A 12,252-nucleotide genomic window follows, 5' to 3' on the forward strand; every position below is an offset into this window, starting at 1 on the left:
TGGAGCCGGGACACCGCTTACCTTGAGCGCGGTCGCAGGAGCGGTTTTTGTGGGTCAGATCACGGTTTTCGGCGGGCCTGAGCGTCGGCGGCGCTGGCATGAGGACGAGCGGGCGAAGATTCTATCCGAGGCCTTTTCTCCTGGCGCCTGCGTGGCGCGTGTAGCTCGCCAGCATGATGTATCGACGGCGCTGATTTACACCTGGCGCCGCAAGGCTGAAGTGCAGTCCGCTGCGGCGCCGGCGCAGGTCGGCTTCGTCGAAGCAGTCGTGCTTGATGACGGAGGCAGCAAGCAGGTACCTTCGCCGCCAGCTGTCGTGGTGGATCTGCCTGGCGGGCGGCGTGTGAATATCGGCGGCCCGGCGCCGCCAGTGGCGCTGTGCTACTACTCCAGCGACCGCAGGGGCGAGCATCCGCGCGCCCACCTGGCTGGCTATACCGGTATCCTTCAGGTCGACAGGTATGCCGGCTTCAATGCCCTGTTCGAGGAAGGCTGGGCCGATAAGCCCATGACGTGCGCAAATTGCTGGGTTCATGCACGCCGGGAATTCTTCAAGCTCGTCGACATCAGACAGCAGCTCAAGCGCAAGAAAAAAGGCACTGCGCCGCTCATCTCGCCGCTGGCAACCGAGGCGCTCGAGATCATCGATCGGCTCTTTGCCATCGAGCGCGGCATCAACGGCAAGCCTGCCGCGGAGCGCCTGGCCGTTCGCCAGGAGCTGTCCGCTCCGATCGTTGCCGAACTGGAGGCCTGGATGCACGAGACGCGCAGCAAGCTCTCTCGTCACGATGCCGTGGCCAAGGTCATCGCCTACCTCCAGAACGACTGGGCAGGCTTCACCACCTTCCTCGCCGATGGCCGGATATGTCTCTCGAACAACGCCGCGGAGCGCCAACTGCGCAGCGTTGCTCGAGGAAGGAAAGCATGGCTGTTCGTGGGCTCAGACCGTGGCGGCCAGCGTGCGGCGATGATGCTCAGCCTGTTCGGCACGGCTCGGCTCAACGACGTCGATCCGCTCGCCTGGTTCACCGACGTCCTTGCCCGGATCGCCGACATCCCACAGAACCACCTTCACGAACTCCTGCCTTGGCATTGGAAAGCTGCTCAGCAGGCCGCCGAGGAACTCGCCGCCTGAACTGTTAGACTGAGGGCTCGCGGCTTGCGCAGAACAGTCCCTGAAATAGCTGCTCGCAGCGCTCACGGCCGGCTGAGGTCAACACTACCGACTTCGCCTTGCCCACGGGATTGTGGATCAACCCTTGCTCGTACAAGCGTCCCAGTGCGCCCCAATCAAAGGACTTCCAGGCTCGACAGGTCCCTGACATCCGATCCAGGTCGTGCAGCGTCAAAAACATTAGAGCCAGAACCGCCTCATCAATCCGGTCGGTGTCTATATCCCGCTCTTCCATAGGCAGCTCCTCGCGGCGCTGCCGATGATCTCACATCTTGACCCTCAGCTCCACTGCGTCTGCTATCGGATGCGTACGGATCAGCGGCTTAACCCCGACGAGATCGTGGCTCTGCCCGGGCAAGAGAACGAAGCGAACCAGGTTTCCCAGTGCATCTACCAGCGCGACGATCTTGGTGGTCAACCCACCGCGTGATCGGCCGATCGCCTGACGATGAGCCCCCCCCTTGCGCCGGTGCCCTGCTGGTGGACCCGGACGATCGTGCCATCGATCATGGCGTATTCAAAATCAGGGGCACCCGATAATTGCTCGAACACAAGGTCAAAGACGCCTTTTACAGCCCACCTGCGAAAGCGACGGAAAATGGAATTCCAGTTGCCGAAGCTCTCCGGCAAGTCTCGCCACGGCGCTCCTGTTCCAGCGATCCATAGAACCGCCTTCTATGAGGAGTGTCAACGTTGACGTGGGCCACGAGGCCTAATTTCGTCACATGTTTTCCTGCCTTGCCTGTTTTGGATACGGGGTATGAGCTCGCTTGCTTGACCCGACCCGTTGCCGAGTCCGGTCCACCTTCTATGCGGTCAGCTCAATAATGAGACTGGGCCATAATCCCGCTTGCGGCGGACGTAAGCTCAAGGCGACGATACCATTCTCGAAAAAGCGGCCGTTTAGGCCATGCGGTTCTCCGGTCCGTCTGCCCAGCATCCACCAGGGCTGATCTGGCCCCGGAAGATTTCTGAAATCGGCTTCGTTATCTGGTCACGCTGCTTGCACGATAGCGCCCTCGATCACGACGCCTGCCGTGACATACTTCCACAGGGCGACCAGCAGCTTGCGCGCTAGCGCGACGATGGCGGGCTTTTTGGATCTCGGGCCACGCTCTGTCACCCGCGCGATGAACCAGCGGCTGAGCGCGGAATCCGGTTGATGTCGCACCCACAGCCAGGCGAGCTGGACGAGCGTGGTACGCAGCCGCGGATTACCCGCTTTGGACACCCCCTGGTCGTTATTGATATTGCCACTTTGCCAATGGGACGCGGTGAGCCCCGCATAGGCGGCAAGCTGTCGGCGATTGTCGAATGTGCGCGACAGTCCCTCCAGCCACAGGACTGACGCTATCTCAGGCCCAATCCCCTTCAGCTCGATGAGCATGGCGGGGATAGAAGGCCGTAATGCCAAGCCGCATTCCGACTGCTCCGTATCGCGTGTCGCCGTCGTGGTCTCAGGGCGCGCTGCCATGAGCAAGGCGTCCCGGATATCCTCGACCGCCTTGATCTGCTCCAGCAGCAATTCGATCCGGTCGAGCTCACGACCGATCTGCGCTTTCAGGTAAACTGGAAGCGGCCGTCCATCTCCGGTCACCAGCTCGTCCAGCTGTTTGCGCCGATCGCGCCGCAGTGGCTCGTAGCCCGTGATCCCCTGTCCAAATAGCAGGCCCTTTATGCGGTTTACGTGGCGGATTCGTTCACTCGTCAGAGCTTTGCGTTCTCGGGAAACGCGGCGGCGGTCCTCGTCTTGCGGGGTTGGCGCCCTCACCATCGCACACACCCGAGGATCACCACGCATGTCGGCGAGCAACGTTCGCAGCAGCATCTCGCCGTCGATACGGTCGGTCTTCACACGGCGCGCGTGGCGGGAAACCGCAATCGATGCCGGATCGACGACGTAGCTCTCGATTCCCTCGGCCTCCAGCCTCCGATGAAGCCAGAAGCCATCGAGGCCAGCCTCCTGGATCACAACAAAGCCATAGCGCGTATCCGTGCGAGCCTCCGCCTTGCGCTGCACCTCGGCGAAGCGGGCAAGCAGCTCGGCAACATCCCTTGCGGCTACGGTGAACTTCGACATCTTCTCGCCGTTCCCCGGCGCCAGAGACGTCATCAGCCATTTTGATTGCGAAAGTTCCAGCGAGATGAAAATCGCGCTAAGCTCGGTGCGAACAGCGGACGGCGCTTTGGATCGGTCGGCTTCAACAAGCATGTCGGTCTCCAGAATTGGTCGTTTAGCGAGAGCAGTCTGGCAGAGCGCCGCTCGCTGTTCACCTCCTCATGGAATCTCGAGAAACGTTCGATTGTCGGCAGCTGAACGCCCCCTATCTCCGACTTTACTGGGAAGCACAGGGCGAACCCGTTCCCACTGCTCGTCGCTCAATCCGTGTCGATCCAAGAGGGCATTCCTTTCGCCAGTCTTGAATCCCATCCCGGCTGAAAAGGGAATCCCTAAATGTCCACACGCCTTAGAAAAAACAACCTCTCGATGATGAAAGCAAAACGTGCATATCAGATTCGCTTGTCGTTCGTCGCGAATTCTGTGTTGTTGTCGTTTTCCGCAGTATCTATCAGAGGCGCTATTGCTTTGAACACGAGCCCTTCGGCGGGGTAATCGACTTCGACGCTTCCATCAATTTCCCGCGGCAGCATGCGCTGGATCAATTGGGTACCAAAGCTGGTCCTTGATGGCGGAATTACCCGCGGACCGCCGCTTTCTACCCAGTGCAGTTGGAGGGATTGAGGATGCGGGTCATGGACTACCTCCCAGCTCAACCCGATCATTCCGTCGGCATTCGAAAGCGCCCCGTACTTGGTCGCATTCGTCGCCAGCTCATGGATGGCCAGTGCGAAAGCCACCACCAAACGTGCTGGCAGCTTAACGTCGGGCCCTGTCAGCGTGAAGCGGTCCTTATCTTCAACGCCAAATGGGGATAGGGTTCGTTCGAGAAGGGCTCGCATGGTCGCACCCTCGAACTTCTGACTGATAAGAAGATCGTTAGCGGCAGCCATCGCCTGGATGCGTGCTTCCAAAGTCACGCCGGCAGCGGCGACTGAAGGCGCCCGCCGCATCGTCTGTGCAACGATCGCCTGCAACGAAGCGAGCGTATTCTTGACGCGGTGGCTGAGCTCATTCGCCAAGAGAGTACGGTGCTCTTCCGCTTCTCGGCGATTCGTCACATCTTGCGTCGTGCCGAGGATCGTCAGTGGCGCACCGTCTGCCCGATAGGTGGCTTGCCCCCTGATCTGAACCCATCGCTCCTCTCCCTTTGGCGTACGAATTCGGTATTCGACATCGAGCAGGGATCGGTTTGTTATCGCGTGCTCAATGGCCTCGATCTGGACGATGCGGTCGTCGGGGTGGATTGAATCCCTCAACTCCTCGAGCGTGAGAGAGTCGGCCGGCAAGCGGCCGCAAATCTTCTTGCATTCGTCTGAAGCGGTCAGCTCCTGCGTGCCGAGATTAATGCTCCACGACCCCAAGCGCCCCGCCTCGAGGGCGAACTGTAGACGCTGCTCGGCGGCGCGAAGTTCTGCGGTCCGCCGAACGACCTCGGCTTCCAGGTCGTCACGATCACGCTGAAGAGCGGCAAGGCGCTCTCGCTCAAGCGTTACGTCAAATTGCGATGCAAAATAATAAAGCAGATTCCCGTCGTCGGCAAAGACAGGCGAGACCAGCAGGCGATTCCAGAAATGGGTCCCGTTCTTTCGATAGTTTAAGAGGTCCAATTCAATTGGAACCCGCGACGTGATCGCCTCGCGCATGCGCGCCACCTGGGATTTGTCAGTGCGCGGCCCTTGGAGAAAGCGGCAGTTGCGACCAATAACTTCGCTACGCTCGAACCCAGTCAGACTAATGAATGCACGGTTTACGAACACGATCGGGTTATCGGGCAACAGTGGGTTGGTGATCACCATCGGCATTCGGGTCGCCCGAACTGCCGACGAAAAAGGGTCCGGACCGTCATCGCCGCGCGTCAGTTCGCGGACGATCCGCGCTTCTTCTTCAAAATCTCGCAATTCAGCGCTCTCTACCGTTTGCTCTGGTCCAACGCCTTGGCCGGTGTACCATGGTATAACAGCCGGCCATGGCATTGGCTATGTTCTTCATTTGTCTTGCGATGGCGCCATCGCTTAGCGGTAAATATGATCGGCGCTCTTGCTCGAAAAAAGAACTTTGGTGACATTGCAAGTTCAAAGCAGATTCGATGCGGTGCCAGCGAGGTGCGCCCAGCGTTTAATGTCGGGCGCTACGGATCCACGCTTGGTTGGCTGCGACGCAGGCCTCGGATCGCCCCCGTTCGCCACCTATCTGCAAGGCAGCGCGCATTATCTGCCGGTCAGAAACCAAACGTCACGAACGAGCGACGGGAACTTGTTCAACGATGCTCATTTTGGCGGTGGACGCTTTACCTAGTGAGGAGAATATCATTGGCAACATCCGTCAGCGCACTTGCCGGGCAGCCGACGCCGGACGAGGCCTTGCAGCGCCTGGTAAGCGGCAACGACGCCTTTGTCGCCGACGCGCCGCTACCACCAGATCTGTCGCGTGAGCGGCGATTGGCTCTCGCCGAGGGTCAGCAGCCATTCGCAACATTGGTTGGGTGTTCAGATTCGCGCGTCGGCCCGGAGCAGCTCTTTGGGGCCGGACTTGGCGAACTGTTCATCGTGCGCACCGCGGGAAACAACGTGGATACCGCTGGCATGGGATCGATCGAGTACTCGGTGGCCGTGCTGAAGGTTCCGCTGATCGTGGTACTAGGCCACGAAAAATGCGGAGCAGTTGCCGCGGCTGCTGATGTGGTGACTAAAGACGTGCGGTTCCCAGGCAGCATAGCGCGTATGATCGAGCCTATCGTTCCCGCCGTCCTGGCAGCCCAGCGCAATGCCTGTGAGGAACAGCTTGTCGACGCGGCTGTGGAGGAAAACGTCCGGCGCATGGTCGAGCGCCTGCAGAACTTTTCGGAGCCTATGCTTCTTGAACCGCAGGAACGCGGTGATTTGAAAGTCGTGGGTGCCGTGTACGAACTCGCGACGGGGAAGGTTCGCTGGCTCTGAGGAAGGCCGCGAAGGCAAAAGTATGTTTTTTCGGCCGTGTGGACACATTTGCCGCACCGCCAAAAAGCCTATCCGATGGTCCCATAAGATGCTGCTGCTGCGGTCGTTCAGTTGGTGACCCTCGTTCCAACCTGCAGGATCCGGCAACGTGAACTGGAAACCCAGTCTTGATGCAAGATTGACACACGCCGCCCAGCATCGTGTCGCAGCCCAGCTACCTTCGCCCACGTGGGGAACCCCTCCCCGGCTGCCGCATTGTAAAAGCTGTCCTTACAGGGGTAAGAATTTTGAAATCGGTTCTCATTGTCGAAGACGAGATTTTCATCGCAATGGAAATCGAGCGTATCCTTGAGGAAGCCGGTTACCGAGTTGTAGCCATCGCCGCGGATCGCCAGGAAGCGCTGAGAGTTGGCGGCAATGCAGACCTAGCCTTTATCGACCTGAACCTACGCGATGGCCCTACTGGAGCAGATATCGCTCGTGAACTAGCCTCACAGCATGATGTTCGCGTTGTCTACGTGACCGCAAACCCTGCACAAATCGGTGAGCCGGCTGCATCGGCAATCGGCTGCATCCGCAAACCATTTACGGACGATGCTATCCTCTCGGCAGCAGCTATCGCCGCAGACGCAGCAAATGGAGTGGTATCGCACGGCTCGATTATCACCCTATAAGCCTGTGCGGGGGCGCCTCAGCAATGCCGACAATGGGACAGTCAAATGGACTTCGAGTCCTCGCCGCGACCAGGCACGCTTCATCTCTCCCCCCATCTGCCTCACCACACTCAGTTCGATAAGCTTGCTGCCAAACCCGAGGTCCTTCGGTTCCTGCACCGTTGCTCCGCCACGCTCAATCCAGGCTATGTGGGCATTCTTGCCCTCCTTGGTACACGTGATCGTTATACAGCCGTCAGGTGCCGCCAAGGCACCATATTTGGCGGCATTGGTAGCAAGCTCGTGAAAGGTCAGGGCCAGCGGCGTCGCAGAGTGATCATCAATGATGATCTCGTCGCCGGCGATGGTGACACGCTCTACGTAGGCGGCCAATAAGTCGGACAGCATCCCCGAGAGGCTGTTCGGTCGTTTCTCGGGCTGCGACGCTTCGCTGTGAGGCCGGACGAAATCGTGCGCCCGCCCCAATGCGAGAATGCGATTACGCAGGTCGGCGGCAACATCGGTCAGTTCAGGACGGTGCCTCGTCGAAAAACTGATGAGGCCAATTACGACGGAGAAAATGTTCTTGATCCGATGGCTCAATTCCTGCGCAATAATCTCGCGCTGAGCCAGCATCATCTTGTGATCATGAATGTCCGTGCACGTCCCGAACCACCGAGTGATCGAACCATTCCGGTCGCGCATCGGCAGTGCCCGCCCCAGCGTCCAGCGGTACTCACCGTTTGCACTGCGCAAGCGGTACTCGATCTCGTAAGGCTCCCCGGTCTGAAGGGATTGACGCCAAACGCTCCATGCCCGCTCCTGGTCTTCGGGATGAAACATCCCGTTCCATCCGACCCCATCGGTCGAGCCGGCAGGCGCGCCAGTGAATTCGTACCAACGCGCGTTGTAATAATCGTGAAAGCCGTCCGGAAGGGTCGACCACACCATTTGCGGCATAGTGTCCGCCAATATACGGAACTTGGATTCCTGCTCGCCAAGCTCATCCGTCTGGTAGAGGTGAGAGCGGCGCTGGGCTAACTGAGCCATGATCGTCGTCGCCAGAACCTGAAGGCCCTCGCGTTGGAGAGGAGTCAGGTCACTGCGTGGAATGCGATCGATGACACACAAAGCGCCAAGTTGGACACCATCGTCGGATACCAACGGCGCGCCTGCATAAAAGCGAATGCCTGGTTCACCGACTACCAGCGCGTTCTCACGAAAACGGGGATCGCATGAAGCATCCGGGACGACCATGAGCCCGTCGCCGCGCATGGTATGCGCGCAGAACGATGTTTCGCGCGGAGTCTCCTGAGCGTCCAGACCTGTCCTGGCCGGAAACCATTGCCGGTCCCGCTCTACGAAACTCACCAGAGCAATAGGAGTGGCGCAAAGGTTCGCGGCGAAGTCCGTAAGCGCCCTCAGGCCCGGACTGCCTTCCAGCTCGCAAAGCTTGAATGCCTCGAGATCATCGAGGCGTTTCAACTCCTGCCGCGTTTCGGCCGGGGAGCGGAGTGAGTCTGACATTCCGAGATTGCTTCCCGCAGCGACGGAAGTTCCGTCGTGGGCTCACCGACAGTCGCGCAATTGTCGGCGGGCAGAGAAAACCGAGTGGATGGAATTCGTGCATGCCGCCCCGACGTACGGCGCGGCATGCTAGGTAATTTGACTTTCAGATCTTGTCGCCGAGCGCGCCCTTTACGCTGCCCTTCACGTCCTGACCTGTGCCTTTCAACTGCTGAGCCTTGCCCTCCGCCTCGAGCCGGTCATTGTCGGTTGCCTTGCCGACCGCTTCCTTGACATTGCCGGCAAGCTTGTTCCCGGCGGCGCTGACCTTATCCGTAAATTCGCCCATAACGCTATCCTACTCTGTGGCGAGGCTCGTGACCTCTCGAGCAAAACCCGGCGAAATGAGATAGGTTCCGCTCATCTGCAGAGCTAGGCACAGGCAGCTCGTCGCAGTGGGGCTGTGCCCTGCGAGCCGAGCCACACTGCAGATCGCCGCTGGCCGTGTTCGGCGCCTATCCTGCCTTCTGCGTCTTTAACTCGGTTGGTGCGTTCGCCACAGATGCCATCATTCACGCCGCCTGAACCCTACATCATGATCATGACCGGCGCCGGCCTACTCATTGCACTGGTCGCCTGGCTGCCGCTAGCGTTAAAGCGCTTGCCGCTATCATTGCCGATCGTCTGCATTGGCCTTGGAGCCGGACTGTTTCTGCTCCCGCAGGTTTCGCTTCGCCCTCTTCCGATGTTGCATCCCCACATAACGGAACGTTTTGCCGAATTCGTTGTAATCGTCGCTCTGATGGGCGCCGGCCTCAAGATTGACCGTGTTTTCGGTTTACGTCGTTGGGCTGTAACATGGCGATTATTGGCAGTAACGATGCCGCTGGGCATTCTGCTGATTACCGTCCTCGCCCGGTTTACGCTGGATTTGTCCTGGGCTGTCGCACTGCTGCTGGCGGCTAGTCTCGCCCCTACCGATCCGGTTCTGGCATCCGACGTCCAAGTCGGCCCGCCCAAAACCGGCGATGAGGACGAGGTCCGCTTTGGTCTTACATCCGAAGCAGGCCTGAACGACGGCGCAGCGTTTCCCTTCGTCCATCTCGCTGTCCTCCTCGCGGTCGCGCTACCAACTGGCAAGCCGTGGCTCGGCGAATGGCTCTCCTATCGCGTATTGTGGGAAATCGGAGGCGGAGTCCTTGGAGGTTGGGTGGTAGGCCGCATTTTCGGATGGCTCACGTTCCGCGTTCCTGCCGAGACGAAGCTCGCGAAAACGGGGGACGGCCTGATCGCCCTGTCAGCGACGTTCGTCTCGTATGGACTTACCGAAATGGTCCATGTCTACGGCTTCCTGTCTGTGTTCGTGACCGCGCTGACGTTTCGCCACGCCCACCGCGACCACGACTTCCAGAACGACATGCATGCCATTACCGAGCAGATCGAGCGGATCGCAATGATGGTGCTGCTCATTCTTTTTGGCGGCGCGCTAGTCAGCGGTCTTCTCGCCAGTGTGGGCTGGATCGAGGTCGCCATTGCGGCGACTATCCTGCTTGTCATTCGCCCACTCACCGGCGGGCTCGGGCTCCTTGGCTATCCCGCCGATGCTCAGGAGAAAATGACGCTGGCGTTCTTCGGCATCCGCGGTGTCGGTTCGATCTACTACCTGGCATTCGGTATTAATCATATGCCGGTGCCAGAAGCCGAACGGCTGTGGGGCATCGTCGGGCTCGTCGTACTGTTCTCAATCCTTCTTCATGGTCTGACAGTGACGCCAATAATGCGATCACTGGACCGCCGCCGAGGCGTGGATCCGGAAGCGGGGCATCTGCCGTCCGACAGGTAGCGCCGCCGACGAAGACCCATCATAGAGCAAATCCCAGCGCTTACTTGCATCGAAAAGCTAGCAGTCCGGATACGACAAAGCAGGCATAAGCCCCGCAACTCGCCAACTCAAGGTGCCTTTTAGGCATCCTCTCCCACAACTTTTATGGGCTGGTCTCTGGACCGGCCCTTTTTTTGTGCCGCATGGAGAGTGGCTTTCCAGTGCCAGCGATTGTCGGACCGCTGGTGTTGGATGGCGGCGTTCCTCTTAGCTGGGCACGAAAATCTGTCGCTAGCGTTGAGGCCAGATAAATCAGGAGTCTTGACGATGAACCCGCGATATCTCGTTTTCCCAGCCCTTCTCAGTCTTGCAGCGTGCGACGGCCCTAATGAAAAGGCCGGAAAGCAGCAGGACCAAGCCGCAGCGACCGCTGCAGGCACCGAATATGCTGGCTCCGGTCCTGGGGAACGTGCCGGTGAGGTGCAAGACAATACAGATGACGCCGCCCGCGATGCGAAAGAAGCAAAGGCGAAGGCTATTGAGGCACAGGCCAGAAATATCAAAAAGAAGGCTGATGTCGCCGCTGAGAAACTTGAAGCTGACGCCGAAGCAGTGCGCGACGCAGCAGACAATCGGGCCGAAGATCTCAAGCGCCAAGCGGCCGCGGCAAAAGCCGACGTCGAATGACGCAGACGTCGCTCGTGGTGCGGGCGCAATGTTTGCCAAGCGCGAGGCAACGGACGGCACCGGTGGTCGGAACCAATGAACTGCGCCACCTTTAAATGATCGAAGGAGAAAGCAGATGATTGGTAAAATTTTCGGAGCTATCGCAGGTAACCAAGCCGCGAAGCATATTCCTGGTTTGAATGGCACGGGAGGCGTGCTGCTTGGCGTTGCGGCACCCACGTTGCTACGTCGGATGGGTCCGTTTGGACTTATTGCTGTTGCTGTGGGTGGTTATGCCTACAAGAAGTACGACGAGCGCCGCGAGGCCAACAAGCTCAAGGCGCCGACACTAACGGGCGTGGGCGAGCCCACCCGCACTCAAGCTTGACCACCATTCACCGGCACCGTGTGTCTCGCAGCGAGCACACGGCGCCCCTTCTCCCGGCAATACCATTCAACCAATCTTTTCATGAACGTTCCGCAGCGTCATGATCGCCAGCTATGCGCCAGTCCCGGCACATTTGCTGACACTTCCCGCCCAGCACAGCGGTGCGCCCAGCCCCTCTCCTCGGCCACCACGATCCTGATTTCGCCCGATATGTACAAGGCGCGGTCCCGCAGCAGCGCTCGCTCGTCTATTCAAGGAAATGAAAACGACCCCGCCACGACAAGTGACGAGGTCGTTTCGATGCTGGTGCGCCTCGGTGGCGGATGCGCACCATCAACCCTATTCGTGGTTTGGGGAAGCCGGATCTTGAATGATCCCAGCCTCCTCTCCCCGAAGTCAGAAGTGTACGATAATACCGGCCATTGGCCGAATGCTATCGAAGTCGTAGGTTTCAGCCTGAAGTCGCAGGCGAACCCCGCTGTTGGTCGTGAGGCCGCCCAGACCGATGTCGCTGGGGCCTACTTCGACGCCGACGCCGTAAATCCAGTCTTTCTTATCACCGTATGCGCGCTTGCCGTTCACCCACTGATAGCCGGCGGAGGCGTATACCATGCCGCTGTCACCAGCCCGGCCGCCGACGCGGCCGCGCACGCCATATTCCCAGTCGATATCGCCAAATCCCTTGGTGGCGTTGCCCTCGGCGCCGACGAAGACGGGCCCGAGGGGAATGTTCACGCCGGCCACGCCGCTGACTAGGCCGCCGTTCATCTTCCCGCCGCGCGGCGAGCCGAACTCGCTGTTGCGATCGAATTCATGGTAGCCGCCCAGCACGCCAACATAAGGCTCGATGCCGAACGCAGGGGTGCCGTCGGGTGCGGTTGCCTCAGTGCCATCCTGCGCCTGTGCCGTCGCCGGCATTACCGCGACAAGCGCCGCTGCAAGCAGTAACTTCTTCATAACAAACTCCGAAAATAGGCGTCCGCAT

At 59.6% G+C, this 12,252-nt stretch carries 12 protein-coding genes and 1 pseudogene; 6 read left to right on the top strand and 7 right to left on the bottom strand.

Going from position 1 to position 12,252, the window contains the following annotated elements; translation table 11 throughout:
- On the top strand, positions 1 to 1,135 hold a 1,135-nt coding region (locus PMI02_RS22135), incomplete at its 5' end, for an IS66 family transposase (protein ID WP_238539139.1).
- A gap of 4 nt (positions 1,136 to 1,139) precedes the next feature.
- On the opposite strand, the gene PMI02_RS22140 is transcribed toward PMI02_RS22135, so the two are convergent.
- From PMI02_RS22140 to PMI02_RS22155, 4 genes and pseudogenes are all read right to left on the bottom strand, one after another.
- Complete coding sequence (locus PMI02_RS22140) at positions 1,140 to 1,409, bottom strand: DUF6429 family protein (protein ID WP_007687184.1); 270 nt, start codon at positions 1,407 to 1,409, stop codon at positions 1,140 to 1,142.
- Positions 1,410 to 1,487: 78 nt separating this feature from the next.
- Positions 1,488 to 1,849, bottom strand: a pseudogene (locus tag PMI02_RS22145) (IS5 family transposase); the annotation flags it as partial.
- 319 nt (positions 1,850 to 2,168) lie between these two features.
- Complete coding sequence (locus PMI02_RS22150; protein WP_007687186.1) at positions 2,169 to 3,386, bottom strand: IS110 family transposase; 1,218 nt, start codon at positions 3,384 to 3,386, stop codon at positions 2,169 to 2,171.
- 299 nt (positions 3,387 to 3,685) lie between these two features.
- Entirely contained in the window at positions 3,686 to 5,194 is a 1,509-nt protein-coding gene (locus PMI02_RS22155; RefSeq protein WP_157222649.1) for a PAS domain-containing protein, read from the bottom strand.
- Between the two features lie 411 nt (positions 5,195 to 5,605).
- Here PMI02_RS22155 and PMI02_RS22160 point away from each other — a divergent pair, with 411 nt between their 5' ends.
- A complete protein-coding gene (locus tag PMI02_RS22160; protein WP_007687190.1) occupies positions 5,606 to 6,232 on the top strand; it encodes a carbonic anhydrase in 627 nt (208 codons plus the stop codon).
- Positions 6,233 to 6,519: 287 nt separating this feature from the next.
- Positions 6,520 to 6,906, top strand: coding sequence for a response regulator (locus PMI02_RS26610; RefSeq protein ID WP_369751250.1), 387 nt, complete (start codon positions 6,520 to 6,522; stop codon positions 6,904 to 6,906).
- Here PMI02_RS26610 and PMI02_RS22165 read toward each other — a convergent pair.
- Together PMI02_RS22165 and PMI02_RS22170 are read right to left on the bottom strand one after the other, a co-directional pair.
- Entirely contained in the window at positions 6,901 to 8,412 is a 1,512-nt protein-coding gene (locus PMI02_RS22165; RefSeq protein WP_007687192.1) for a sensor histidine kinase, read from the bottom strand. The genes PMI02_RS26610 and PMI02_RS22165 overlap by 6 nt on opposite strands.
- A gap of 145 nt (positions 8,413 to 8,557) precedes the next feature.
- Entirely contained in the window at positions 8,558 to 8,740 is a 183-nt protein-coding gene (locus PMI02_RS22170) for a CsbD family protein (protein ID WP_007687194.1), read from the bottom strand.
- Positions 8,741 to 8,953: 213 nt separating this feature from the next.
- On the opposite strand from PMI02_RS22170, the gene PMI02_RS22175 reads away from it, so the two are divergent.
- The 3 genes from PMI02_RS22175 (at position 8,954) to PMI02_RS26620 (ending at position 11,267) form a co-directional block, all read left to right on the top strand.
- Positions 8,954 to 10,234, top strand: coding sequence for a sodium:proton antiporter (locus tag PMI02_RS22175; protein WP_007687196.1), 1,281 nt, complete (start codon positions 8,954 to 8,956; stop codon positions 10,232 to 10,234).
- 306 nt (positions 10,235 to 10,540) lie between these two features.
- Complete coding sequence (locus PMI02_RS26615; RefSeq protein WP_007687198.1) at positions 10,541 to 10,900, top strand: hypothetical protein; 360 nt, start codon at positions 10,541 to 10,543, stop codon at positions 10,898 to 10,900.
- 115 nt (positions 10,901 to 11,015) lie between these two features.
- Positions 11,016 to 11,267, top strand: a complete 252-nt coding sequence (locus tag PMI02_RS26620) for a hypothetical protein (protein ID WP_007687199.1) — start codon at positions 11,016 to 11,018, stop codon at positions 11,265 to 11,267.
- A 396-nt stretch (positions 11,268 to 11,663) separates the two neighbouring features.
- On the opposite strand, the gene PMI02_RS22185 is transcribed toward PMI02_RS26620, so the two are convergent.
- Complete coding sequence (locus tag PMI02_RS22185; protein WP_007687200.1) at positions 11,664 to 12,224, bottom strand: hypothetical protein; 561 nt, start codon at positions 12,222 to 12,224, stop codon at positions 11,664 to 11,666.
- Positions 12,225 to 12,252 lie beyond the last annotated feature (28 nt).

The organism is Novosphingobium sp. AP12 (assembly GCF_000281975.1).
Lineage (GTDB): Bacteria > Pseudomonadota > Alphaproteobacteria > Sphingomonadales > Sphingomonadaceae > Novosphingobium.

What these genes read in the sequence shown, in the direction of transcription:
- PMI02_RS26615 (WP_007687198.1), top strand. Translation starts at nt 10,541, where the DNA reads ATGAACCCGCGATATCTCGTTTTCCCAGCCCTTCTCAGTCTTGCAGCG.
- PMI02_RS22170 (WP_007687194.1), bottom strand. Translation starts at nt 8,740, where the DNA reads ATGGGCGAATTTACGGATAAGGTCAGCGCCGCCGGGAACAAGCTTGCC.
- PMI02_RS22140 (WP_007687184.1), bottom strand. Translation starts at nt 1,409, where the DNA reads ATGGAAGAGCGGGATATAGACACCGACCGGATTGATGAGGCGGTTCTG.
- PMI02_RS22185 (WP_007687200.1), bottom strand. Translation starts at nt 12,224, where the DNA reads ATGAAGAAGTTACTGCTTGCAGCGGCGCTTGTCGCGGTAATGCCGGCG.
- PMI02_RS22165 (WP_007687192.1), bottom strand. Translation starts at nt 8,412, where the DNA reads ATGTCAGACTCACTCCGCTCCCCGGCCGAAACGCGGCAGGAGTTGAAA.
- PMI02_RS22175 (WP_007687196.1), top strand. Translation starts at nt 8,954, where the DNA reads ATGCCATCATTCACGCCGCCTGAACCCTACATCATGATCATGACCGGC.
- PMI02_RS22150 (WP_007687186.1), bottom strand. Translation starts at nt 3,386, where the DNA reads ATGCTTGTTGAAGCCGACCGATCCAAAGCGCCGTCCGCTGTTCGCACC.
- PMI02_RS26620 (WP_007687199.1), top strand. Translation starts at nt 11,016, where the DNA reads ATGATTGGTAAAATTTTCGGAGCTATCGCAGGTAACCAAGCCGCGAAG.